The 24,079-nt window shown below is 54.8% G+C and carries 23 protein-coding genes and 1 pseudogene; 1 reads left to right on the top strand and 23 read right to left on the bottom strand.

The annotated features are described in order from the left end of the window. Nucleotides 1-110: 110 nt before the first annotated feature. The 14 genes from W822_RS35050 to W822_RS34985 form a co-directional block, all read right to left on the bottom strand. Nucleotides 111-1,115 carry a FecR family protein gene (locus tag W822_RS35050; RefSeq protein ID WP_024005321.1) on the bottom strand — a complete coding sequence of 335 codons (1,005 nt, stop codon included), beginning with the start codon at nt 1,113-1,115 and terminating at the stop codon, nt 111-113. A gap of 79 nt (nt 1,116-1,194) precedes the next feature. Then, on the bottom strand, nt 1,195-1,704 hold the full coding sequence (locus W822_RS35045) for a sigma-70 family RNA polymerase sigma factor (RefSeq protein WP_024005320.1): 510 nt from the start codon (nt 1,702-1,704) through the stop codon (nt 1,195-1,197). Nucleotides 1,705-1,717: 13 nt separating this feature from the next. Beyond that, nucleotides 1,718-2,257 (bottom strand): hypothetical protein, encoded by a 540-nt coding sequence (locus tag W822_RS35040; RefSeq protein WP_024005319.1) that lies wholly within the window; start codon nt 2,255-2,257, stop codon nt 1,718-1,720. After that, a complete protein-coding gene (locus W822_RS35035; protein ID WP_024005318.1) occupies nt 2,254-3,498 on the bottom strand; it encodes a PepSY-associated TM helix domain-containing protein in 1,245 nt (414 codons plus the stop codon). Before W822_RS35035 ends, W822_RS35040 begins: the two co-directional genes overlap by 4 nt. Before the next feature lie 62 nt (nt 3,499-3,560). Beyond that, nucleotides 3,561-4,607: a metal ABC transporter solute-binding protein, Zn/Mn family gene (locus W822_RS35030; RefSeq protein ID WP_051401734.1), complete on the bottom strand. Its 1,047-nt coding sequence runs from the start codon at nt 4,605-4,607 to the stop codon at nt 3,561-3,563. Beyond that, a complete protein-coding gene (locus W822_RS35025; protein WP_024005316.1) occupies nt 4,604-5,503 on the bottom strand; it encodes a metal ABC transporter permease in 900 nt (299 codons plus the stop codon). The genes W822_RS35030 and W822_RS35025 overlap by 4 nt, the downstream gene beginning before the upstream one ends. Beyond that, nucleotides 5,500-6,261, bottom strand: a complete 762-nt coding sequence (locus W822_RS35020; protein ID WP_024005315.1) for a metal ABC transporter ATP-binding protein — start codon at nt 6,259-6,261, stop codon at nt 5,500-5,502. The genes W822_RS35025 and W822_RS35020 overlap by 4 nt, the downstream gene beginning before the upstream one ends. Further along, nucleotides 6,258-7,202: a metal ABC transporter solute-binding protein, Zn/Mn family gene (locus tag W822_RS35015; RefSeq protein ID WP_216593306.1), complete on the bottom strand. Its 945-nt coding sequence runs from the start codon at nt 7,200-7,202 to the stop codon at nt 6,258-6,260. The genes W822_RS35020 and W822_RS35015 overlap by 4 nt, the downstream gene beginning before the upstream one ends. Before the next feature lie 40 nt (nt 7,203-7,242). Continuing rightward, nucleotides 7,243-7,839, bottom strand: coding sequence for a DUF6162 family protein (locus tag W822_RS35010; protein WP_024005313.1), 597 nt, complete (start codon nt 7,837-7,839; stop codon nt 7,243-7,245). Further along, nucleotides 7,836-8,171, bottom strand: coding sequence for a hypothetical protein (locus tag W822_RS35005; RefSeq protein ID WP_024005312.1), 336 nt, complete (start codon nt 8,169-8,171; stop codon nt 7,836-7,838). Before W822_RS35005 ends, W822_RS35010 begins: the two co-directional genes overlap by 4 nt. Nucleotides 8,172-8,433: 262 nt before the next feature. Further along, entirely contained in the window at nt 8,434-8,844 is a 411-nt protein-coding gene (locus W822_RS35000; RefSeq protein WP_024005311.1) for a low affinity iron permease family protein, read from the bottom strand. 113 nt (nt 8,845-8,957) lie between these two features. Next, nucleotides 8,958-9,176 (bottom strand): hypothetical protein, encoded by a 219-nt coding sequence (locus W822_RS34995; RefSeq protein WP_024005310.1) that lies wholly within the window; start codon nt 9,174-9,176, stop codon nt 8,958-8,960. 54 nt (nt 9,177-9,230) lie between these two features. Beyond that, nucleotides 9,231-10,469 carry a S8 family serine peptidase gene (locus W822_RS34990; RefSeq protein ID WP_024005309.1) on the bottom strand — a complete coding sequence of 413 codons (1,239 nt, stop codon included), beginning with the start codon at nt 10,467-10,469 and terminating at the stop codon, nt 9,231-9,233. Between the two features lie 143 nt (nt 10,470-10,612). Next, nucleotides 10,613-11,581 (bottom strand): LysR substrate-binding domain-containing protein, encoded by a 969-nt coding sequence (locus tag W822_RS34985; protein ID WP_024005308.1) that lies wholly within the window; start codon nt 11,579-11,581, stop codon nt 10,613-10,615. Nucleotides 11,582-11,769: 188 nt separating this feature from the next. On the opposite strand from W822_RS34985, the gene W822_RS34980 reads away from it, so the two are divergent. Then, nucleotides 11,770-12,057: a hypothetical protein gene (locus W822_RS34980; RefSeq protein ID WP_024005307.1), complete on the top strand. Its 288-nt coding sequence runs from the start codon at nt 11,770-11,772 to the stop codon at nt 12,055-12,057. 9 nt (nt 12,058-12,066) lie between these two features. Here W822_RS34980 and W822_RS34975 read toward each other — a convergent pair whose 3' ends face one another. The 9 genes and pseudogenes from W822_RS34975 to W822_RS34940 form a co-directional block, all read right to left on the bottom strand. Beyond that, entirely contained in the window at nt 12,067-13,194 is a 1,128-nt protein-coding gene (locus tag W822_RS34975) for an aromatic ring-hydroxylating oxygenase subunit alpha (protein ID WP_024005306.1), read from the bottom strand. Nucleotides 13,195-13,215: 21 nt separating this feature from the next. Then, nucleotides 13,216-15,108, bottom strand: coding sequence for an IucA/IucC family protein (locus W822_RS34970; protein WP_253272312.1), 1,893 nt, complete (start codon nt 15,106-15,108; stop codon nt 13,216-13,218). Nucleotides 15,109-15,201: 93 nt separating this feature from the next. After that, nucleotides 15,202-15,606: pseudogene (locus tag W822_RS46690) on the bottom strand (GNAT family N-acetyltransferase); the annotation flags it as partial. A gap of 28 nt (nt 15,607-15,634) precedes the next feature. Next, entirely contained in the window at nt 15,635-16,930 is a 1,296-nt protein-coding gene (locus W822_RS34965) for an MFS transporter (RefSeq protein WP_024005304.1), read from the bottom strand. After that, entirely contained in the window at nt 16,927-18,252 is a 1,326-nt protein-coding gene (locus W822_RS34960; RefSeq protein ID WP_081724385.1) for a lysine N(6)-hydroxylase/L-ornithine N(5)-oxygenase family protein, read from the bottom strand. Before W822_RS34960 ends, W822_RS34965 begins: the two co-directional genes overlap by 4 nt. Before the next feature lie 19 nt (nt 18,253-18,271). Further along, nucleotides 18,272-20,458, bottom strand: coding sequence for a TonB-dependent siderophore receptor (locus W822_RS34955; protein WP_024005302.1), 2,187 nt, complete (start codon nt 20,456-20,458; stop codon nt 18,272-18,274). A 337-nt stretch (nt 20,459-20,795) separates the two neighbouring features. Next, nucleotides 20,796-22,667: an IucA/IucC family protein gene (locus W822_RS34950; protein WP_024005301.1), complete on the bottom strand. Its 1,872-nt coding sequence runs from the start codon at nt 22,665-22,667 to the stop codon at nt 20,796-20,798. Continuing rightward, nucleotides 22,667-23,218, bottom strand: coding sequence for a GNAT family N-acetyltransferase (locus W822_RS34945; protein WP_024005300.1), 552 nt, complete (start codon nt 23,216-23,218; stop codon nt 22,667-22,669). Before W822_RS34945 ends, W822_RS34950 begins: the two co-directional genes overlap by 1 nt. Beyond that, nucleotides 23,193-24,079, bottom strand: an 887-nt coding sequence (locus W822_RS34940; RefSeq protein ID WP_155848143.1) for an MFS transporter, incomplete at its 5' end; no start/stop codon positions are given. The genes W822_RS34945 and W822_RS34940, both read right to left, overlap by 26 nt.

The raw sequence follows: 24,079 nt of genomic DNA, 5'->3' as shown, positions 1-24,079 counted from the left end.
TATATTCGGTAAGACGAATGGCGAACCAGAAAACCTGACCGGTATTTCAAAAAAATTTCAATGCGTCGGCTGTCGGTCTTACAGGAGCATGTCCGTTTTTTATAAAAATGTCAACGCATGAAGAGCCGGACATCTCCACGTTCGCTGCGAACGACCCGTAGCGGCAGACTTTTGGGAAGGGCTTCCAGAAATGCACGCCCATCATCCACATTGAAAACTCCTGCCACCGGCAGACGCTCAAGACCCGGATCGGCGATACTGATCGATACCGGAAGATACCGGTTCATTTCATTGACTACCGAAACCAGCGGCTGGTTACGAAAGACCACTTTACCGGTGCGCCAGGCCGTCAGTTCCGAGACGTCCACCTGTGCCGGAGGTCCCACACCCGCTTCAGTGATACGGGCCGCCATGGCTGCGGTCAGCCTGACCGACCGGGCCGTTGGTGTCGCCTCCGCCCGTACAGACACGACACCTGACTCAACCGCAACCCGCACATCCAGCGGCTCTTGCACACGGACATTGAAACGCGTACCGATCACCTTTATGGTACCGGCCGCCGTTATCACATAAAAAGGATGCTGTCGGTCATGCACGACGTCAAACATCACATCGCCATGCACCAACTCAACCACCCGTTTGCCATTGCGCACACGATAGGTCAGCGACGTGTTGGTATTCAGATCAAGGCGGGTGCCATCAGGCAGGGTTTCTGTACGTCTCTCTCCGTGCGCGGTCGCCAGCTCGATTTTCTTGCCGTCATACCAGTTGTTGTAGAGCAATGCGCCTGCACCAAGCGCCAGGATCGTACAGGCGGCACCGCCGGCCATGGCAAAAGTACGGCGCGAACTCAATAAACGACGGGATCCGGTATCGGGCGCCTGGGCGAGCGCGCGCAATTGCGACGCCGGCACCGCGTCGGCCCATTGCCAGACTCTTGCCACGGCACGATATTCCTGGTCATGTACGGGATTTGCCTCGCGCCAGGCTTGTAAAGCCGCCTGTTGCGCAGCGGTCAATGTGCCTGCGCATTCACGCGCAAACCACCAGGCAGCGGCTTCGCGTGGATCTTTGGGGGGCGTCAATTGTGAATCTGTCATGCGTTGGCTGGCCATGTGCCCCATTCCTGCGGGTGAGTACACCATGTACACCCTTCTATTGGAGAGGACGAATGGCCCTTGGAAAAACCTGACTTCAATGCGGAGAAAAGTGTTTCAGGCGCTCACGTAAGTGACGCAAGGCCCGGATCATGTATTTTTGCACCATATTGACCGAAATGTCCAGACGCTGCGCAATTTCTTCTTGAGAATACCCTTCTATTTTTTGCCAGACGAACACTTGCCGGCATTTGAGCGGCAGCTCCGCCAGGGCTGCAGTCAGGCTGTCTGCCAGCTGCGTATTGTACATATACGTGTCTGGATTGTCGGCCACCGGCATTTCGCGCTCATGCAGATCATGCAGCGGCACCGTGTCCAGAATCTGCGTGCGACGATGCATGTCTGTCAGGCGATTGCGCACGCAACGATGCAGAAACCCCCTCGGGTAAGTAAGAGCCTGGTTCATTTTCCCTTCCAGCGCCAGCGTCAGGACATCATGCGTCGCATCCTCCGCGTCATGTCTGGATCCCGATCCGCGGGACCAGGTTCTGACCAGCTCTTGATAATAGCGCAACCAGTCCTGCGGCAACATGCGAAAATTGGTCATGATGATTGTGGTTTTAGCGATGGCCGAGCCATTTCATCGTCGCCGCAGACGCCTCTGCCAGGGGAAACGAAGTGGAATGCATGGAGCCATCCCAGCCTTCGGCAGTCAGCCACAATTGCGCATCCGGCGGTGTATCTCTCGGAATCAGGACGCCGATCTGCATGTTATACACACTGCCAAACCCAATGGCGCCGGCCGTGCGCAGGCTACGGGGCTTACCGATACGCAAATAGACGGCACGCACCTCATTGCGGCAAGACTCGCACAGAGAGACAGAAAACGTTTTGACAAAACCGGCCGTGCCGTCCCGGCGCGGCGGCAAGTCATTGAACTCGGCCATATGCACTTCCCAGGGACCCAGCTTTTTCACACCCAGGTCGTGCACACCCAGACCCAGATCGCCTGAAAACAAAGCCTGGTCCTTGATATAGCGCGGCACAAAACACAGGGGAATCAGAATGGCAAGCACGCTCAGGTGAAAACGCCAGCGATACCACCATACCCTGAAGCCCGTCATCTGGCCGGAACGGATTGCCTGGTTCTGGGTTGTCATGAGTTACCCTTTTCAGTTTTCAAAAAATGCCCGGCACCTGCATGCGAGGGTGTCCCGGCAGCGTCGACGCGGCGGCTGTTGCGCGAGCGGCGCGATTGCTTGTGTTCACGGATCATGCCTGCCGTTTCTTTCGCAGTGCGTTTGGTCCAGATCAACATGCCGGACAACACCATCATGGTTAGCAGAACCCCAAAGAAAAAATAAACGAGTTTAAGCCACAGTCCGGCAAAATCGCCCGTATGCAGCGGACGCATGGACTCAGTTACCAGTTCCAGGCCGGAGTAGTCTGACACGGTGCGCGATACATCGACATTGCCCGTATACGGATTGACCGATGCACGCTCAAGAATGAGCGGATAGCTGCTGCGCCCCGTAATGGTGTAATGACTATAGGCATTGGCAGGCAGAAAAATGGATTCAGCCTGCATATCGGGGAAACGGCCCTTGGCTTTTTCTACCGCCTGATCCGGTGACAGGCGCAGTGCCAATGTCGACCCATCAACACGTGTCGGTACGTCCTGGCGCTTCACCATGGCAGGCGGCGGCGCCGTCGAAATGGAGATACTGTTGTCGAACAAAATCGCTTCTATCAGAAACCAGATTGCTGTCACGGTAATAATGGCGATGAAGGGGACCGACCAGATCCCCGCAAGGCGATGAAAGTCGCCCCAGAAAATGCGTGACCCCTGGCCGATGCGCAAGCGGGGCTTGAGATATCCACGCCAGAACCGCTTATAGACTACCAGCCCGGTGATGAGCGAGATCAGCATCGGAATACCCAGGAATGAAACGGCGTACCAGCCCCAGGCAAACCCATTGGTAAACGGCACCAGCAGCCAGCCATGCAATGCGCGTACAAACTGCCGGAAATCGAAACCGGAAATCTGGCCCTGAATGACGCCGGTGTACGGATTGACATAAAGTCTTCCTGATTTGCCATCTGTATAGGTCGTGTTGACCGTCAAGGCAAACTGCGACTTGACAGGTCGACGGATTGAATTGACCACCGATCCTGGATGCGCCTCTTCCACCCGTGCGAGCACTTCATCATAGGTGAGCATGCGTGGGTTGCCCGGCGGCGGATTGGCGCGCACCATCGGGCTGGCCAGCCATTCAATTTCCTGGCTGACGGTGGCAATACTGCCTGTCAGACAAACGAAAAAAATAAACCCCCAGATGGGCAGCGCGAGCCAGCTGTGGATGAGGAACCACAATTTGGCTTTGGATTTTTTCTTGGCCATGGTTTAGCGGCCCTCACTTGCGATCAGTAATTCAAATGTGATTAACATGCCTACGCTCCGTCTTACCCGGCGCCGTCTGCTGCCATCGCCTGTACAAGACTTTGGCCGGCCGCTTCCAGCACGACCAGAGGATCGTCGCCATCGGTATTGACGACCACCACCCTGGCACCTGCCGCCGTGATTGCTGAATCAACTTCGGGCGCGGCGGCCTCATGCATCAGGACGATCTTGATATCGTTATCGGCAATCGTCTTGCCCAGTTCTGCAAGCGACTGTTCATTCCACTGGCTGCTTTCCCTGACGGGCACCATATCCAGGTTGAAGGCCGTAGCCAGTGTAGTGAGTCGCGGCGACAAGACCACGACAGCCAGGCTTGGCGCATCCAGCAAACCGGATTCCACCTGGGCATTGAGCTTGACCAGTCGTTGCCGCAAGCCGGCGAGGTTCTTTTCGAGCGCAGGCCGGGCAGTGGGATCCAGGCGTTCCAGTTCAGAGCCGATGATGTCGGCCATTCGGCCCAAATTGACCGGATTCAGCCAGGGATAGGCTGTCACCGATCCAGCGCCTGCACTTGCCGCAATACCGGGAAGACTGCGATCAACCGGATTGGCGGCGTCAATTTCGATCACGCGGATATTATGCTGCCGGGCCATCGGGTAAAGCGGATCGTCGGGCCAGATCGAACGCAGGTGTGCCACTGCATCGGCTCCGCGCACGACGCGGTCGAATGCCTTCGCACCGCGTCCGGACAGATACGAGTAATGACGGGACGGCGGCAGATTGCCTGGTGTGGCACGTACCGCAGCGATCGAAGTGTCTTTGGTCAACACCTCGAGCAAACCGAAAACCACCGGGTGCGCGGCGACCACGGTCGTGGTCGCATCATTGCGCGTGGCACTGCCCGCCCTGCCGGAACGTGCGCGTTCGGGCGCAGTGTTTTGGCCTTTGGCATGACTGCCTTGCTGCGCAGTGCCACTATTGGAGCGACCTGGAGCTGACTCGCTGTCCTGGGCAAAAGACGGTTGAACCAGCGCAGCCGCCAGGCACAAAGATAGCGCCGTCAGGCTGAAACGAAGTAAACCGGAGGGAGATAATGCAAGCGGCTTCATGCCGTCGTTCCTTTTAAAGCGGGGACAAATCCTCTGGCCAGCGCAGAGAGGATAAACACACTGCCGGCGACCAGAATAATGGCCGCGCCCGACGGAACGGGCAGGGCAAACTGGATCGGAAGCAAGATACCAGCCAGCGTACTGACAATGGCAATAAGAATGGATAGCCAGAAAAAACCGCGCATGGAGTGCGCCAGGATGCGGGCAGTTGCTGCCGGAATGACCAGCAGCGCACCAACCAGGATCGCGCCGATCACCTTGACCGCAGCCACGGTAACCAGCGTGACGAGCATGACAAACAAATAATCCATCAATATCGTGCGTACCTTACGCACAGCGGCCAATTGTGCATTGAAGCTGGACAGGATCAGGTGGTTGTAGTGAAACAGGGCCAGGCCGGCAGTCAGCAATCCGATGACACTCAGCACCATCAAATCCTGCGAGTTAACGGTCAGCACGGAACCAAACAGCACATTTTCCAGAATATGGATATTGATCCGGCCCGACAGCAGCAGCAACAGGCTGCCGCCCAGGGCGAGCGAAATAGAAAGAAACACGCCAATCAGGGTATCGGACGCCAGGCCGGTGCGGTTGCGCAAATAATTCAGCAGCACGCCAAACAACAGGCAGAATCCGAACAGACTGCCGTAAGGTCCGGTATAGGGTTCGCCCACTAAAATACCGATAGCCACACCCGTCATCGCAGCGTGGCCGACTGCCTCGGAAAAAAAAGCAAAACGCTTGACCACAACCAAGGTGCCCAAACCACCCAACAAGGGCCCGATAATCAAACCCGCCATAAAGGCGTTGACGACGAAACCGTAGGTGAACATCTGCGGCAACAATTCTTGCTCGGCCCAACCTTGTAACAGAACGCGAATGGAATCGAATATCATGCTGCCGCCCTCGACAGTGTTGCCGCCCCGCCCGTCTCGCCGGACGCCTCGCGCCGGCGCGGGTGTGCCGAGAACAGCGTCAGCAATTGTCCGGCAGACAGCATCTCGGCCGGCGGGCCATCGAAGATCACCTGGTGATTCAGGCCAGTGACCCGATCGGCAAGTCGCCGGACAGCGTCCAGATCATGCTCGACCCACAGCACGGTCGCCTCCTGTTTGCGCCAGTATCCCAGCAAGTCTTCAAACACGGCTACGCCGGCTTCATCCAGCGCCGCCATGGGTTCGTCCAGCACCAATAAGGCGGGCGCCGGGATCAGCGCCTGTGCCAGCATGATACGCTGACGCTCGCCGCCGGACAGCGCGCCCATGCGCCGCTTGCGCTTGTGCTGCATGCCGACGCGCGTCAGGGCATCGTCAATCGCGCCGGTGTTGCGCGAGGACAATCCGAAAAAAGCGGGTCTGCGCTGCGTCATCACCCCCATGAAATCGTCTACCGTCATCGGCAGCGTACGATCAAATTCGAGCGCCTGCGGAACATAGCCGATAACACCCGGTTTGTCGGGCCAGGTCAGCGTGAGCGAACCCCGATGCGGCATCTGCCCCATCAGTGTTTTGATCAGGGAACTTTTACCAGCGCCATTGGGACCGATCAGGGCGTGAATACTGCCCGCCGGCACATGCAGATCAATGTCATACAGAATCCGTGTCTGGCCCAATGTGAGCGCGACTTGCTGCAGATCAATGGCAGGGCCCATCATCGACCGGACTCCTGAATGGCCCTGACTACCGTATCCAGATTCTTTGCGGTCTCGGTTTCCAGTTTCTCGGGCAAATAGTCTCCATAGGAGATATGCGTCAGCGCATACAGCCGCACCCCTGTCTCCTTGCGGATCGTGTCGACGTAGGTGGAAGGGAAATCCATTTCCGAAAAAATGACGTTTACATCAAGCTTTTTCATCTGATCGATGGTCCCTTTCAACTGTGCCGGACTCGGTTCGATACCATGGGCGGGCTCGACCACTGCGGTCACTTCCAGTCCGAACTCCCGCAAGAGATAGTCGTAGGCGCCGTGAATGGTCGCTACGCGCATCGCGCCGGCAGGCACATCGGCCAGCTGCTTCAATGCCTTGGCACGCAGCGTGCGCAACTTGCGTGTGTATTCGCGCGCGTTCTTCCTGTATGTATCGGCATTGTCCGGATCCATTTTTGCCAGTTCACGCGCAATGGTGTTGACCTGGGCAATCGACCCTGTGACCGAAAGAAAAGTATGGGGATTGACGATTTTTCCGGATGAAGCGCCACTGCCGGCACGTGCTGCAGAGCCTGTGGCCGCCAGCAAGGGCACGTTTTCATTGGCTTCAATGAGGGCGACCTTGGGGTTGTCGCTGGACTGAATCATCCGGTCCGCAAAATCGTCATGGCCGATCCCGTTGACAACGATCACATCCAGATCATTGATGCGCTTGATATCCTCGGCTCGCGGCTCGTACGCATGAGGATTGAAACCGGCGGGAATCAGTGGTACGACGTCGGCCTTATCGCCCACAATATTGGTGACATAACTGTAGTACGGATGCAGCGTAATGCCGATCCGCATTTTTGCATGAGCGCCCGAAGACATACCCAGCAGCGCGACGGCACCCGCCAGAATAAAGGCGCGAATCCGGCCGGAAGATACAGACAGAGAGAAAAGCATCATGGGATTTGAAAAAAATACGTTAAGTGCCGCGGCACGATGGTTAATGGCGCGTCGCGCCGGCGTCGAACTGCGACACGATCTGTTTCCAGCCATCGCGCGTCAGACTGTCGTGATCCAGCGTAGACGGAACAGGCGTCTGTTTCTGCCCCGGCTGATACAACCAGACCTGGACGGGTTCGGTAGCGTGGTCATGCATGTCGGACGCAGCATCAGAAGTGGACGGACGCGTCATCAGCAACAGCAGCGAACCCGCTGTGTCCGGGTCATGAGTAATACCGATATAAGCCACTGCAGCCGACGCCTGCCTCATGCGCCACTCGTGACTGCCGCGGCGGGCGGTGGACGCATCGGTGGCAAACGGAGGAATCATCTGCCCGGCCAGCGTTTCGACGTCAGGAGCGGTGTCTGCGAATGCTATCTCATCGGCGGCCACCAGCAGATCGGCATAAATACCCTGCTCGGCCGCCGTCAGGCCGTGCCGCGCGTCTATCTGACTGGCGGCAATTTCGGGCGCGGAAACGGTTGTTGTTCGCAGGATTACAGTGGTTATTGCAAGCAAAAAAATAAGGGCACATACCCCCAGTACCGCGGCCGTTTCATGTCCCGCACCGGCTGGCCGGATGGCCTGTACCGTCATGGCGTGATCTCGCTCTGGTCGATTTCCACGACGTGACCCGGACCTGCATCAAACAGAATATAAAACTCCTGCTCGGGCTTCTTGAATTCCAGCGTGGAATCCTGCGCAAGCTTGCCAGGGAGCAGCACCTTTTCATCATAAGAGATGACATCCAGGGTGACGCCGGGTGCAGCAGATCCATCGGAAAATCCGCCCTTGCACCGCACTTTGTCCTCGCCCACTGCCTGACAGCTGGCAACCGGATTGTGTGCCCAGGCTGGCGTGATAGCCAGGGTCGAAATGAGGAATACGCCGGCACACAACGCTGACCGGATTGGGAAGAAAGTTTTCATAGGATACCGCCGGAAAGGCTGCACGACGAAATACGCAGAACAGCCTGCCGTACGAGAGAAGTTGATATATCCCGGCAGTGTAACTGAATAACGTCTTAATGTAAACTATTCTCATTGTCGTTTGTATTGGTTTTTGTTTTAAGCTCACAATATTTTGCAAAACGACATTACCTCCCCCATCAGAAAAAAACCAGCGACGCCGCTGGTGTGAGCAATGACTTTGGTTACGTATTTGCGTAATTAGATACAAAGTAGTTCAGGGTTATTTGGATTTACTTCGTCGCGCTTCTCTTTCTTTATGCGTTCGTTGCAGTTTGCGTTGTGAATGCTCCGCTTCCCGCTGGCATTTTTTATGCAAGACCTCCAGCTCCGCGTCGGTCATGTTTTCTATTCCCATGAATTCGTCCTCGGCGCCGGATGTGCGTATGAGTTCATCCAGTTTGGTCTGCAGCGCATGGCTGTCGCGATTCTGGGTATTCTGGATCAGAAAGACCATTAAAAACGTCACGATCGTCGTGCCGGTATTGATGATCAGTTGCCAGGTTTCGGAATAGTCGAAAACCGGCCCCATAATGGCCCACAGAATGACGGCCAGCACACAGATGATAAAAGTGATCGGGCTGCCTGCGGCCTGGGATGTTGCGTTGGCGAACTTGGCAAATAGTCGGTCCACGTTGACTCCACTGACATTAAAATTGATTAAGCGCCGAACCAGTGAGCGCGCAAGGCAAGACCTGGCTTACCTACCCGGCTTTTCCGTTACCCGTGCGTGACCGGACAATTCAATCAGCACGTGCGCATCGGCCGCTCTGGCTCAACAGAGGCGACTCCCTCGACCAGTTCCAGATCGGTGAGCTTTTCGGCTTCGATATTACCCGAAAAAACGCCAAGCGCGACCATTTCGCGTTCCACCGCCATCCCTTCGCGGCGACAGCCGTCCACGACAACCGAAAAGCGGCTCAGATAGGTTTCCTTGACCAGGACCGTCAGTGCAATACGTGCCATTATTTACTCCCGTCGCTTTGCGGGCGTGTGGGTAATTGTTGATTCAATTTTTGATTAATGATCCAGCCCGTGTCCATTGACCGAACCATGACGACCCGGCGCCTGCACCAGTCCACTGCCGACATCCCGTACCGGCAAAGGAAGCGGACGGGCGTTTTGCAGAATCTGGTCCCGTAGCAGACTGCCTCGCGCGGTCGCGCCGGCCTCGGCATACAAGGCCGCCACCCCGGCCACAAAGGGAGTGGCCATACTGGTTCCACTGATCGTATTGTAATTATCGGGGGCCGGCCAGGAGGAAAAAACAGCCACGCCGGGCGCCGCGATCTCCACTTGTCCGCCATCCTGCTGCAGTCCACCGCAGGAGAACGGCGCAATAGCCATATGCTCATCCACGGCAGCCACCGCCACAATGGACGGACAATTGGCAGGATGGGAGACCGGCGCGATAAAATCCGGTCGCCGGCTTTCGTTGCCGGCTGCCGCAATAATCAGCGTCCCGGCTGCGAGCGCACGCTTTGCCACCTCTTCGAATATCTGTGAATAATGATCCCCCGCCGCTGCCGGACTGCCCAGCGACAGCGAAATAATCTCGCAACCCTGTCCGATGGCCCAGTTGATGCCGTCCAGCACGCTGCCATCGCCACCGCTGCCGTCGTTGCCCAGTACCTTACCGATATATAAGAGCGCATCGGCCGCAACGCCATATCTGGGCTGGCCTGCCGGCTTGAGCAGACCCGCCGCAATACCGGCGCAATGCGTGCCGTGACCGTTCTGGTCCTGAACCTCGGCACCGCTGACGAACGAGCGTGACTGTATCGGGCGCTGCGCAAAATCCGGATGACTCAGATCCAGCCCCGTGTCCAGCACAGCCAGGCGGATACCTTTACCTGTGAAATCGGCATGATCCGCGCCGCAGGCACGTACGCCCCAGGTGGCACCCTGTCCTTCATCGGACGCAGGCGGATGACCGGGCGACTCTGCAGAGATCGCAATCGCGTGCACAGTCCGCTCCGCTTCGACCAGCAGCACATTGCCCGTGGCCTGTGCCGCTGCAGCCTGCAACGCCGTACCGACCTCAAGTTCGCACCGAATCAGTGCCACGCCGATCTGATCAAAGACAACGGCACAGTTCATTTCAAGTGTGTTTATCTGCCGCTCTTGCGTGTAGCTGGTGCTACCGGCGCTGACAATAGAGGCGCCCGTCATGCGCTGTAGTTCCTGTATGCCCTCGTCCGTATGATCCTGCCGCAGCAATACAAGATATCGACCGGTTGTTTTGCCAGATTCAGCCATGTGCCTCTCCTTGTGTCCACGTGCTCTTCCCGCAAGGCCGGTGACCCGGATCGTATCGTTAGACGCGACCGGTTAAACCATCAAACACGCCTTTTCTCACGTGTGAAATACAGCTTACTACAACAGCCGGATAATTTCACTTGTCATTTTGAAACGATAGGTTCCGATTTTTGCACATCCTGTCCTGCCTCCGCCTCCTGCAACATGGCCACGCGGGACGCGGCCAGTTCTTCGGTAATCCATTCGCGCAAGGCGGCCAGCACGGGCCAGTCACGCAAGGCCGGCCGGTACACCAGGTGAATGGCATGACCGCTGTCATATTCGACCGATACCGGCGAGAGCCTGATCAATTTACCCCGACGGATGGCATCGGCAGCAAACAGTTCGCGAGCCAGTGTCAGACCCAGCCCCTGTTCCGCAGCCTGCAGCATCAGCCCCATGTCATTGAATTCGGCCACCGTATTAAATGACGCCTGCAATCCGGCCGCCGCAAACCAGGCCTGCCAGGCGCGCCGGTCGCCCAGCAACGGTTCTTTAAGGAACATTGCGGGTTCCGCACCCACAAGGCGCCGCGCATCGACGGCACAGCCGACCACAATCAGGGGCATGGGATCGTCAAACAGACGGTCAGCCTGCACACCCGGCCAGGGACCGATTCCCTCGCGCACAGCAGCATGAAATCCGTCCCGTTGCAAATCCACCACCTGCTGCGAAGCGATAATCTCAAGTGCAATATCCGGATGACGGGCATGCCAGCGTTCCAGCCGCGGCAGCAGCCAGCGATGCGCAAAAGACGGCACGACCGAAATGCGCAACTTTTTCTCCACCGTTTCCGAGGCCAGGCGCGCCGTCTGCACCCCATCTTCCAGCTGTGTCAACGCCGAATGCACCGAACATAAAAACGCTGCCCCCGCCGCATTGAGCACGATACGGCGCCCCTCGCGCTCAAATAGCGCGAATCCGAGATTGTCTTCGAGCTGACGAATCTGCTGACTGACCGCGCTATGGGTCAGATGCAGGGCCTCTGCCGCTGCGCGCAGATTTTGCAATTCAGCCACAGTACGAAAGGTCGGAAGCGTATTTAAAGGAAGTCTGGACATACGGGTCACCAGAGGGACGGCCAGGCCCGCTTCGATGCATCGCGGTACCGGAATATGAGCGTCGTTTACTGGTCAGCAAAACCGACCAGATTAGTTAAAAATCATTGATTTTCAGGGATCAAATGGATAGATAAACTTACCATAAGTTTACTGAAAACCACAATGTTTTTTAACGAAGCTCACTCTCCGAGGAACCGATCATGAATACGATTAATCCCGTTGCCGTCGCCCAGCCTGAATGCCACTCGAATCGCCCTGCACCCAAACGGCACTGGTTCGCTGCTTTTTGGCAGCGTGCGCAGCGTCAGCCTGATACCGCTACTGCCAAGCCTGCCATACCGTATGACCCGTGGTCATCGGCTGTCAATCAGGTTGACCATCTGGACCCACACGTGCTGGCCGACATCGGCGCACCCCGCTGGGTGATTGATGAGGTGCATCGCCGCCAGCAATACGACGGTATTCTGAATGCCGGCAGAAAATGGTAAAGTGCCCGCTTACGTGCCCATTCGGTTACGATACCAGGCATGAAACTGTGCCATACCCTCTTCCAGCGGGATCTGATAGGGCCCGCGATCACTGCGGTCGCGAAGGTATAACGCACGCCGGCCCTCGTCGATCCTGACAGCGATTTCGTCATCTTCTTCGGCTGTTTCCATATAGGCCTTGCGATGATACTCCGCCAGTTCCGGGCTGAACGCCAGGACATCATCGGGATAATAAAACTCGATCAGGTTGAGGGTTTCGCCCGGACCTTTCGGAAACAGCGAGGATACGACCAGTGCATGCGGAAAGAGTTCGATCATCAGCGTAGGATAAATCGCAATCCAGATGGCGCCAAACTCGGGGGTTTCGTCGCCCATATATTCCTTGAGCAGCCGCTCCCATTCCCGATAAACGGGTGTACCGCCATTTTCAAGTGTTTGCTCTGCGCCCACGGTCTGCTTGCAATACCAGTCACCATAAGCCCAGCGCAAGGCGGCGCACTCCACATACTTGCCCAGGCCCGGGTGAAACGGTCCGATATGATAATCGTCATTGTAGATTTCAATGAACGTTTTCCAGTTGCAGGGGCAACTGTGAGTTTCAACGTGATCGAGCCGGTAGTTGGACAGATCGTGCCCCAGATTGGCAAACAGGTTTGGTATGTCGTGTGACATACCAGACGGATGCTCAAACAGAAAACCGTCCAGGTTCAACAGCGGCGATGACTCCAGTTTCTTGCACTGGCGGATTTCAAACTGCGGGGCCGACAGCAACTGGCCGTCCGGGCGATAGGTCCAGGCATGAACCGGGCAAACAATATTGCCGCCACTGTGTTCCAGTGAACCCCGGTGTTGAGTCAACTCGCAATTGGTGCTGTAGCTGCCCAGCATCAGCGCCTGCCGGTGACGGCAGACATTGGACATTAGCCTGACACCCTCTGCGTCGCGCAATAGCACCCGGCCGCCGTTCTCCTGCGGCAGGGCGTACCAGTCCTGCACTTCCGGCACGCTGTTCTCGTGCCCGATGTACAGCGGACTGCAACGAAAAATGCGCTCTTGTTCCTGCTCATAAACCTCTGGATCAAAATAGGCGCTGACGGGCAGCGGCGAGGCCAGTTTAAGAATATCGGCAAGGTCCATGCGATTTGCTCCCGGAGGTAATCAGGCAGGTTCAGGTTGCGGTATAAGGCTGGAGGATTCCAGTTCATCGACCGACAAGGTGCGAAAACGCGCCATGGGATTGGGCAGATCCTGAGCCATGGTCAGACTGCCTGCAGTGTCTGATAAATCCACCATCTGCAGGTTGTTTTTCAATTGCAGGCGATTCAGGCATGAATGCCTGAAACTATCCGAATAGAAATCATAACGACGGAACTTCTCGGCCAACTCGGGATGGGCCTGCTGGTAGCGCTTGACTGACAGCGCCGCCAGTGCCCAGAACGTATCCTCTGTGCAACGACCACTGCTTTGCAAAACATCACTCATGTGACGGAAGACCCCATCAAAGATATCAATGAAGATACCCAGGATTTTGTAGTCTTCAGGTACGCTCACTTTCAGACGGGCGATATGTTCGGGAATGGTGGCGTTCTGGTCCAGAATGGCGCTTTCTTCTGCAATATCCTTCATAATGCAGCGCTGCGGCACATTGTGCTCATCCATGACCATGATCAGGTTTTCGCCATGCGGCATAAAGACCAGTTCGTAGGCATAAAAGCAATGCACCACCGGTACCAGGAAGGCGTCGAAATAGCGGCACAGCCATTGCTCGGCTGTCAGGCCCGACTGTTCGATCATCAGCGGCAACAGTGCTGTGCCCTCACGATCACGGTGCAGCAACGAGGCCATGGTCATCAGCCGCTCCCCCTCGCGCACCTTAGCGGCGGGACTTTCACGCCATAAGACAGAAAGCATTTTTTTATAAGGACTATCCTTTTTGAGCGCCGCTTCGTAGTATCGGTTGGTATAGCCGACAGAGGCCACTTCCTGCAAAATATCAAAGCCGTTCTGGCGCAGGAACGTGTCGCTATCGATCAGGCTCTTAAGCCACTCATTGATATCCGGCGTGCCCGCCATATAGTAGGGAGACAACCCGCGCATGAAGCCCATGTTCAGAATGGAGAGCGACGTCTTGACATAACATTTGTCATGATCGCTGTGGTTGAAATAGGTGCGAATCGATTGCTGGGCCTGGTAAGTATCCTCGCCAATGCCCAGGTAAACAATATTCCGTTGCGCTATATCGGCTGCAAAGGCAATACTCAGACGATTGAACCACTGCCAGGGATGGGTCGGCATGAACAGATAATCTGCCGGGTCAAGGCCCTGCTCCTGCAACTGCTCACGATAGGCTGCAGCCTGCTGCACACCCAGTTCCCGTTCGATAAACGAACCGTATTCCAAGGTGGACAGCGACGCAAAATGGGCCTGTTTGCGATGCACGGCCAGCCACACCAGGGTAAAGCGACTGCCTGTTTCCGGCGTATAGCTCTCGTAATCGAATACATTAAAACCAATGCGGCCGTTGTTGGCCACAAAACCCGGATGACCCTCGGTCATGGCGGCTTCGATCTGCTGATAGTCCGCTTTCAACAGATCGCGGCTGCTCAATGACTGATGGCATCTTTTGTAAGCCGCGCCATAAAGCGTGCTGCTGATCTCATCCAGATACACCGGCAGTTTGTCGGCAGGAATCGCCAGCGTGTCCTTGAAATCGATAATAAAAGACAGCGCATCGGGCTCACGTTCCTGCCCCTCGCACATACGCGTCACGGAAGATTCAACGATGTGCCAGTGACGCAGCATCATGGGAGTGGCCTGGAAATGATAGCGGGTCTGTCCATCATCCGAGATCAGCGTATAGCGTTGCAGGCGGTCGCCTTCTGACGACACGGGCGTGCTGGCCGAGTCTACGGCGGGTGCTGGTTCCAGAATCTGTTCATGCGAAAATTCGGCAATAGCCTTCGCAACCAGATGACGATTGACATGCTTCCAGGTCTCGGGCTCGAGATGACGCAAATGCTGTGGCGCGGCGGGAACGGGATAGTGGCTCATCGTATTCTTTCCTGAGTGTAGTAGGGTGGCTTCAAAATCAGGCCGTGTCGCGATGGACAGCATGGCCTGCTTGGTTGTGAGAGAGATCGGCCCGACCTCGTCAAAGCCGGCCTTGCAATTGAGCGCCCTCACCTTTTCGTTACGGATATCGGGTTCGACAACGACACGCCGTGCCCCGACATCATGAAATAGAAAGTGCATGACGTGGCGCATGACATCAAGGGTGTAGCCGCGTTGAGCGTTTGTTGCCGGCGCGACAAAAAAATGCATGCCGATATCGCCCGGTTTCGCTTCATAATGCCGCGCAATATCGTGATGTTGCGGGTCATAGCACTCCAGCAGAAAGCAGATCCGCCCCTGTTGCGTACCGACCCACGCCCATTCATATGCAGAAGCCTGCTGGGTGTTGTAGAACGTCATGACGGCATCGCGTGTCATGCCCGCCATGTCCCAGTAATGCGCATACGGCAGGTCAAACCACGGATGAAAGACCGGCACATCCAGCGCGGGGACCAGTTCCCGTATCTCAAACGTTCCCGGATTCCAGTTCAATCTCGCTTCTCCTGTTGATGTTGCTGTCCGGCTCCGCTGCAGCCGGCTTGATGTGATCCAGATCCAGCGTCAGTTTATTGGCCAGCCAGGTCAGTGCAATACCGGCCGCGGCGATCAGGAATACGGCCTGATGACCGACCAGGCTGACGATATAGCCCGCGCACCACGATGAGATCAGCACGCCCAGATTCTGGAAAAAATTGGTAATGCTGAAATGATGGGCGTAATCTTCCTTGCGGCTGATACTGAACAGACTGACTTCCAGCTTGACTGCCACCTGGAACAAGCCCCAGCCGTACATACACCGCCCGATCACAATCGCAATGTCGGATGGAACCGACTGCAAATACAGTCCCACCAGCGACAGCAGCAGGTTCCAGGACAAATTCTCATTGCGCCGTGTAGCTTTCTCATTCAGTCGGTGCTTGACGATCAGCGCGACCACCGCTGCCAGACCTGGAATGGCAAAAATCAACCCTGCCAGCGTCTGATCCTTGTGCGCCGTGGCATAGATCCAGTATTCCGAGAAAAACGGCCGGATCAGGTAGGCGCTGAAATCGAACACAAACATGATTAGGCTCAGCGTCAGAATTCCCCTGGTCAGATGCGAGAAGCCTTTACGCGGCGCTACCGGTGCGGGTGCAGTGGCGTCATCGGCAAGCACTACGGCAGTATCCTGCACGGCCTGGGCTTCCTCTTTTTTACTGTCATTTACCTTGATGATGCGGCCCGTCCTGTTCAGCCACAGGGTGATGCCCATTTGCCCGAAATCGCCCGCCGCCATCAGCACCAGCGCGGCGCTTGCGCCCAGATGCTGCAGGATGTACCCGCCAGAAGCCGCCGCCAGGATGCCCGAAATATGCACCACAACGGATAACAATGCGATAGTCCGGCTATGTTCATCGCTGCTCACAATCCGCATCAGATACGGAAACATCAGCAGATAGCTGCTTTTGAACATGAACATCAGCATGGTCAACACCCAGTACTGAGTCAGCGTTTCCGCCCAAATCGCCGACAGGCACAGCAGCCCGGCAATGCATTGGGTAAAGCCGATCAGCGACATGGGTTCGAACCGCCTGGCCACCCTCACCCAAACCGGCAAAGTGCACATCACTGCAATCGAGATCGCCGCGACATACATGCCGGTATGCACCTGATCGGTGCTGCCATAGCGCATCTCAAAAAACTGCGGATAGAACCCAATGAGCACCGTGTCGCTCATCATGCCCAGTGCTGACATGATGATAATGGCGTTGCGTATAATCATTGGTTGCTCAACTCTAAAAACGAATCATCGCCCTGCGGCGTAAAAGACTGGAACGTCGTATTGCGTTCGATCACATAGACTTCGCGTTGCGTGATCGCATTGATAATCCGTGCATTGCGAAAGCAGTTCAATCCCAGATCCGGATTGGTCAGCCCATGGCTGTCGAATCCTGCGTTCTGAATGAAGACTTCATTTCCCGCCTTGTCCACAGCATAGTCCTCGTCCTGGCAGTAACGCCCATCGGACAGTCTGAGACGATCCGATATGTTCTGCATGAAATCGGGAATACGATAGCCATAGCCCGTAGCAAAAATGACTTCATCTGTCTCGAACCGGTACCTTGCCCCCGTCTGGCTGTGATCAAAAATCAGTTTGGTTTGCGCGCCCTGCCGCTGGCATGCGCTGAGCGCCATATTGGTGTACAGGTGAGTACGCGCCCGTACCGACGGCGTTTTTTCGTCCAGTTCATCATAAATCTGTTCAATCAGACTGGTATTGATCCCGTTGAAGATGCTGACCTGATTCTGCAAGGTTTTGCGTTTGACCGCCTCCGGAAGTTCATAGAAGTGCTTTGCATAATCGGGCGTGATCAACTCCAGAGTGAGCCTGCCGGTCTCCATCTGGAAAAAGCGTGCAGAGCGCGTGATCCAGTACAGCTCGTAATCATGCTGCTCCATCTCGCACAGCAGATCATAATAAATCTCCGCGCCGCTCTGTCCACTGCCGATTACTGTGATGCGCGGCGCCTGCTGCAGCCTGGCCTTTTCCCGCAAATAGTGTCCCGTATGCGCCGATTGATACGAGGCATCTACGCAGGCAGGCAGACGGGGCGTGCTACCGATGCCCACCACGAGCCGGCGTGCACGATATTGCAATTGACATTGATTCTGCAAATCGGTCACGGTCGCGACATAATATTGCTGCGCCTCATCATACGTAATGGTCGTGACTTCGCGCCGGTAGTGAACACTCTCCAGCTGCGCGGCAGCCCATTGGCAATACCGGTTATATTCCTGCCGCGTCAGGTAGAAATTTTCCCGAAAATAATATTGATAGATTTTGCCCTGCTGTTTGCAATAATTCAGATAGCTGAAGGGGCTGGTCGGATCGGCCAGCGTGACCAGATCCGCCATGAAATTGTTTTGCAGCGTCGTTCCGGGAATCATCATACCGTCATGCCAGCTGAAGGCGCTTTTACGCTCCAGAAAGACAGCGTCCAGGTCTGCCAACGGCGCCATCAGGCAGGCCAGACTCAGATTGAATGGACCCAGGCCCACTCCCAGCACATCGTAAATCCTGTCTACCGCCTGATTGCCCTTCATTTTCTGCTGCCTTTGCTCATCAATATTTCAATTGCACATTCATGCCGACCGAACGCGACGGGGCGTAAAAGCCTTGTTCCCATTGGGTGGACGTGAGGTACTTCTTATCAAATACATTCTTCACGTTCACGCCGACCGTCACGTTCTTGTTGATCTCATAACTGGCCATCAGATCCGCCACTGCGTAGGATTTCTGCTTCGTGTAAATATCGTCTCCGCCGGCTGTCTGGCCCTGCAGGCGACGAGTCTCGGATTGCCAGCGTACCGCGCCACCCACCTTCAGACCATGCACGGTGGGCACCGCATAGGACGCTGCCACGGTAATCGCATTTTTGGGTACAAACTCGCGCACTGCATTGCCATCTTCGTCCTTAATGGAAAAGAAATGCGTATAGCCCGCACTCACCTGTAATCCTGACAAAATCTCGCCCTGCAACGCCAGTTCAAAACCCGAGGAACGCGAGTCCACCGCCTTATAGCGGCTCAGGCCGTCCTTGAAGGTGTCATATTCGGCCGTATTGTCCTGTTCCGCACGGAACAGCGCCAGGCTTCCGCTCAGACGACCATCGGCTGATTCACCTTTGAGGCCCAGTTCATAGCTTTTGCCTTCGACTGCCGGCAAAATCTGCCCGTCAATATCGACCTGCGATTGCGGATTGAAGATGCCGGTATAACTGGCATAGACCGAATAGTTATCGTTCAAGTCATAGATCAGACCCAGATACGGGGAAATCTTATTGCGTTTGTAATCGCGAGGTTCGCCATAGTGTTCGCCGGTACTGGTAGCGCGGGTGTAATTGAGGCCGGCGATAACCTTGAAATCATCCGCCACGTTCAAACGGGTGGCGGCAAATGCCGTAGTCTTTCGAACCGTGAAATCCGAGAAGGTTTCCGTGGCATTGTCAAAATCAGGGCGCGGAAAATGCCTGTCCCACGCGAACAGGGATGGCAACGGAATATTCAAATCCGTTTCCAGCGACGTCATATAGTTCTTGCTGCGATTGGTATTGATTCCGAACATAACATCATGCTCGCGCCCACCGAGCGTGTATTTGCCAGTGGTGCTGATATCGGCAATCCATTGCTTTTCGTAGCGATCATACTTGGTCGGATACGAAAACAGCCCCAGCCCGGTCTCGCGGTCCGGTACGCCGTAGGCCAGGAACTGCTCGGCATCCTGGCTGATTTTGCGATAAGTCAGCGAACCTTTGGTTTTCCAACCACCACCCCAATCGTGATTCAGTTCGGCAAAAGACGACTGGTCGGTCGTGTTCCAATAAGCCCAGTCAGGCGCATAGCTGTCGGACACGTCGTAATCAATCGCGCTGCCATCGGTGTAATAAAGCGATAACGCTCCCCACATGGGCGATTTGGACTTGTTTCGTTGATAAGTGTGCCCCAGCGTCAGCGTCGTGCGATCGCCCAGGTCGGCGTCTACAATGACGCCAAACATTTTCTTCTCCAGACCGTAGCGATCAAGATACGAATTGCCCTTCTGATAAGCACCGATCAGGCGCCCGCGCACTGATCCACTACTGTTGAGCGGCGAGGAGATATCCACATCCAGTCGCCGCGTGGCAAACGAACTGTAAGACAGATTGGCATTGGCCGAAAACTCGCGCTTCGGACGCTTGCGAATAAAATTGACCGTACCGGACGGATTACCAGTATTGGACAGCAGTCCGTTGGCGCCCTTGAGCACCTCCACTCGATCATAAAATGCCATATCCAGATCGCCGATCTGCTCTTCGGTCGAAAACGGCATCCCGATGCCATCGACCTGGAAATTGGTCACGTCGTAACCGCGAATCGTGTAGTAATTGCGGTCAGTTTCGACCTGCTGCACGAATACGCCAGGCACTGCCGACAATAGCGACGTGGCGTTATCGAGCCTGAAGTCATCCATTTGCGTACGTGTCACAACATTGATGGTTTGCGGCGTCTCGCGCGGCGATAGCGGCATCCGTGTCGCACTGGAAACCACCGGCACGGCATATTGACCCGTTCCCTCGCTGGTCGCGTCATTTTGACTGACGGCGTTGATGGGCTGCAGGGTAGCTACCGACGAAGTTGTCTGCCCGGGCTGTGCCACCGTTTGTGCAACTCCCACGGGGGGCGCTGCCAGTGCGCCCAACACAGAAACCAGAATCAGATTGGGCGCAAATCGGAGGCGCGCCGTATTACAGTACGTCGGTAAAGCTGCCATATCATTCCCTCGTTAGCCATTAATAGTAAACCACAATGATAACGATTGTCATTTTCATTTGAAATAAAATGTTAGTAACAACTTGTATAGAGCAACATTTATGACGATTGAAATTCCATGATGTGCGCGTAGAATCTGCCGTCTTGGGCATGAAGTTTTAGTCCGTCCAATTAAATATTTCATTTGTTTTATTACGTTTGGTATTGGACGGAGAAAAAAAATCGCGACCTGGTTAGGGTTGCGATTTCCAGAAGATTATGCGTGGAGACGCTTATAAACGAAGCGCTGCTTTATGTGATGCGCGGTCTTGTCCCGGGACGAAATCCAATTAAATTGTTTACTGTATAAAAGATTGCAGTTCCGCGACGGACATTGTTCGATAACGCGCCACAGGATTGGGCAAATCATCGGCAATGGTTATACTGCCAGCCGGATCGGCAAGATTCACCATCTGCAAATTGTTCTTCAACTGCAGGCGATTCAGGCACGAGTGCTTGAAACTATCGGTAAAGAAATCGTACCGATGGAACTTTTCCTTCAACGCTTGATTTTCATGTTGATAACGTTTGACAGACAGAGCGACTAACGCCCAAAATATGTCTTCATTGCAGCAATCGTTGCTTTGCAAAATATCACTCATGTGACGGAAAACACCATCGAAAATATCGATAAAAATACCCAGAATTTTATAATCCTCTGGGACTTGCACTTTCAGGCGGGCTATGTGTTCAGGTATCTCTGCATCCTCATCAAGAATGGCACTTTCTTCTGCGATATCCTTCATGATGCAACGCTGCGGGACGTTGCTTTCATCCATCACCATGATCAGATTTTCGCAATGCGGCATAAAGACCAGCTCGTACGCATAAAAACAATGCACAACAGGCACCAGGAAGGCATCGAAATAGCAACTCAGCCATTCGACTGTCGTCAGACCGGACTGCTTGATCATAAGGGGCAGCATCGCAACCCCATCACGATCTTTATGCAGGAATGACGCCATCGTCATTAAGCGCTCACCTTGCTGTATTCGTTTGGCCGGACTCTCTCTCCAGAGAACAGACAGCATTTTTTTGTAGGGACTATCTTTTTTGAGCGCAGCGTCATAGTAGCTATTGGTAAAGCCAATGGATGCCACTTCCTGCAGAATATCAAATCGTTTTTCCCCTAACAAGGAGTCCTTCATAATCAGGGCTTTTAGAAATTCGTTGATTGCGGGTGTTCCAGCCATGTAGTACGGAGACAACCCGCGCATGAACCCCATGTTCAGAATCGACAGCGACGTCTTGACATAACATTTGTCATGATCGCTGTGGTTGAAATAGGTGCGGATCGATTGCTGGGCCTGGTAGGTATCCTCGCCAATGCCCAGATACACAATGTTCCGTTGCGCAATATCGGCTGCAAATGCAATACTCAGACGATTGAACCACTGCCAGGGATGCGTCGGCATGAACAGGTAGTCGGCCGGATCAAGACCCTGCTGCTGTAACTGCTCACGATAGGCTGCAACCCGCTGCGCGCCCAGTTCCCGCTCAATGAACGAATCATATTTCAATGTAGACAGAGACGCAAAATGTGCGTGCTCGCGATGCACGGCCAGCCACACCAGGGTAAAGCGACTGCCTGTTTCCGGCGTATAGCTCTCGTAATCGAATACATTAAAACCAATGCGGCCGTTGTTGGCCACAAAACCCGGATGACCCTCGGTCATGGCGGCTTCGATCTGCTGATAGTCCGCTTTCAACAGATCGCGGCTGCTCAATGACTGATGACATCTTTTGTAAGCGGCCCCATAGAGCGTGCTGCTGATCTCATCCAGATAGATCGGCAGTTTTTCTTCAGGGATGCCCAATGCGTCCTTGAAGTCAATAATAAAAGAAAGCGCGTCAGGATCAAGTAATTGGCCATCGCAATCGCGAATAATGGATGATTCAGAAATATGCCAGTGACGCAATTTCATGGGATAAGCAAGGAAATGATAACGAGTCCGCCGATCCTCCGAAATGAGAAGATAGGAATGCCAATCTTGACCATGTGGGAATTGACTATTCTCATCCGATTCGTCGCAGAGCAGAGGTTGCAGAATTTGCTCGTGAGAAAATTCAACAATGGCCTTGGCAACCAAATGACGATTGACGTGCTGCCAGGTTCCAGGCTCCAGGTGACGCAAATGTTTTTGCGCTACAGGGACAGGATAGTGACTCATCATATTTTTCCTGAAATTGACAGGCTTGCTTCAAACGCGGACTGTGTCGCAATCGATAGCATGGCCTGCTTGGTTGAGAGAGAAATCTGCCCGAGTTCAGCAAAGCCAACCTTTCGATTAAGTGCTCTCACTTTCTCGTTGCGGACATCGGGTTCAACAACGACACGATGCGCACCGACATTGCTGAAAAGATAGTGCATGACGTGCCGCATCGCATCAAGCGTATAGCCGGGCCGGCTTGTGGTAGCTGGCGCTACACAAAAATGCATACCGATGTCTCCGGGCGCAACATCGTAGTACTTCGCGATCTGGTCATGCTGTGGCTTGTAACATTCAATCAAAAAACAGATTTCCTGATTTTGTGTGCCAACCCAGGCCCATTCATGCGAAGAAGCCTGCATCGCCTTATAAAAATTCAGCACTGCATCGGACTTCATTCCAGCCATATTCCAATATTGGAAATGAGGCAGGTCAAACCACGGATGAAGTGTCGGCACATCCAATTCAGGCATCAGCTCTCGAATCTCAAACGTTCCCGGATTCCAGTTCAATCTCGCTTCTCCTGTTGATGTTGCTGTCCGGCTCCGCTGCGGCCGGCTTGATGTGGTCCAGATCCAGCGTCAGTTTATTGGCCAGCCAGGTCAGTGCAATACCGGCCGCGGCGATCAGGAATACGGCCTGATGACTGACCAGGCTGACGATATAGCCAGCGCACCACGATGAGATCAGCACGCCCAGGTTCTGGAAAAAATTGGTAATGCTGAAATGATGGGCGTAATCTTCCTTACGGCTGATACTGAACAGACTGACTTCCAGCTTGACTGCCACCTGGAACAGGCCCCAGCCGTACATACACCGCCCGATCACAATCGCAATGTCGGATGGAACCGACTGCAGATACAGCCCCACCAGTGACAGCAGCAGGTTCCAGGACAAATTCTCATTGCGCCGCATGGCTTTCTCATTCAGTCGGTGCTTGACGATCAGCGCGACCACCGCTGCCAGGCCTGGAATGGCAAAAATCAACCCTGCCAGCGTCTGATCCTTGTGCGCCGTGGCATAGATCCAGTATTCCGAGAAAAACGGCCGGATCAGGTAAGCGCTGAAATCGAACACAAACATGATCAGGCCCAGCGTCAGAATTCCCTTGGTCAGATGCGAAAAACCATTATCATCCACTGTCCGCATGGCGATATGCCGTTCAGAGTGTGGGGCTGCTGCAGAGGACTGAGTGACCTCGCTGTTCGGTAAAACGACAGTATCCGGCACTGTCTGAGTATCCTCTTTTGCGCTGCTATTTACCTTGATAATCCGACCCGTCCTGTTCAGCCACAGGGTGATGCCCATTTGCCCGAAATCGCCCGCCGCCATCAGCACCAGCGCGGCGCTTGCGCCCAGATGCTGCAGGATGT

The organism is Advenella kashmirensis W13003 (genome assembly GCF_000506985.1).
GTDB classification, from domain to species: domain Bacteria; phylum Pseudomonadota; class Gammaproteobacteria; order Burkholderiales; family Burkholderiaceae_B; genus Advenella; species Advenella kashmirensis_A.
The sequence above is the reverse complement of the archived record's forward strand: the minus strand, read 5'-3'. Positions and strand labels throughout refer to the sequence as shown.

Coding starts and splice junctions, on each gene's coding strand:
- W822_RS35015 (WP_216593306.1), bottom strand. CDS start 7,202: ATGATGCTTTTCTCTCTGTCTGTATCTTCCGGCCGGATTCGCGCCTTT.
- W822_RS35025 (WP_024005316.1), bottom strand. CDS start 5,503: ATGATATTCGATTCCATTCGCGTTCTGTTACAAGGTTGGGCCGAGCAA.
- W822_RS35010 (WP_024005313.1), bottom strand. CDS start 7,839: ATGACGGTACAGGCCATCCGGCCAGCCGGTGCGGGACATGAAACGGCC.
- W822_RS34950 (WP_024005301.1), bottom strand. CDS start 22,667: ATGAGTCACTATCCTGTCCCTGTAGCGCAAAAACATTTGCGTCACCTG.
- W822_RS35035 (WP_024005318.1), bottom strand. CDS start 3,498: ATGGCCAAGAAAAAATCCAAAGCCAAATTGTGGTTCCTCATCCACAGC.
- W822_RS34980 (WP_024005307.1), top strand. CDS start 11,770: ATGAATACGATTAATCCCGTTGCCGTCGCCCAGCCTGAATGCCACTCG.
- W822_RS34995 (WP_024005310.1), bottom strand. CDS start 9,176: ATGGCACGTATTGCACTGACGGTCCTGGTCAAGGAAACCTATCTGAGC.
- W822_RS34965 (WP_024005304.1), bottom strand. CDS start 16,930: ATGATTATACGCAACGCCATTATCATCATGTCAGCACTGGGCATGATG.
- W822_RS35020 (WP_024005315.1), bottom strand. CDS start 6,261: ATGATGGGCCCTGCCATTGATCTGCAGCAAGTCGCGCTCACATTGGGC.
- W822_RS34970 (WP_253272312.1), bottom strand. CDS start 15,108: ATGAGCCACTATCCCGTTCCCGCCGCGCCACAGCATTTGCGTCATCTC.
- W822_RS35005 (WP_024005312.1), bottom strand. CDS start 8,171: ATGAAAACTTTCTTCCCAATCCGGTCAGCGTTGTGTGCCGGCGTATTC.
- W822_RS34975 (WP_024005306.1), bottom strand. CDS start 13,194: ATGGACCTTGCCGATATTCTTAAACTGGCCTCGCCGCTGCCCGTCAGC.
- W822_RS34955 (WP_024005302.1), bottom strand. CDS start 20,458: ATGGCAGCTTTACCGACGTACTGTAATACGGCGCGCCTCCGATTTGCG.
- W822_RS35050 (WP_024005321.1), bottom strand. CDS start 1,115: ATGGCCAGCCAACGCATGACAGATTCACAATTGACGCCCCCCAAAGAT.
- W822_RS35045 (WP_024005320.1), bottom strand. CDS start 1,704: ATGACCAATTTTCGCATGTTGCCGCAGGACTGGTTGCGCTATTATCAA.
- W822_RS35040 (WP_024005319.1), bottom strand. CDS start 2,257: ATGACAACCCAGAACCAGGCAATCCGTTCCGGCCAGATGACGGGCTTC.
- W822_RS35030 (WP_051401734.1), bottom strand. CDS start 4,607: ATGAAGCCGCTTGCATTATCTCCCTCCGGTTTACTTCGTTTCAGCCTG.
- W822_RS34990 (WP_024005309.1), bottom strand. CDS start 10,469: ATGGCTGAATCTGGCAAAACAACCGGTCGATATCTTGTATTGCTGCGG.
- W822_RS34960 (WP_081724385.1), bottom strand. CDS start 18,252: ATGAAGGGCAATCAGGCGGTAGACAGGATTTACGATGTGCTGGGAGTG.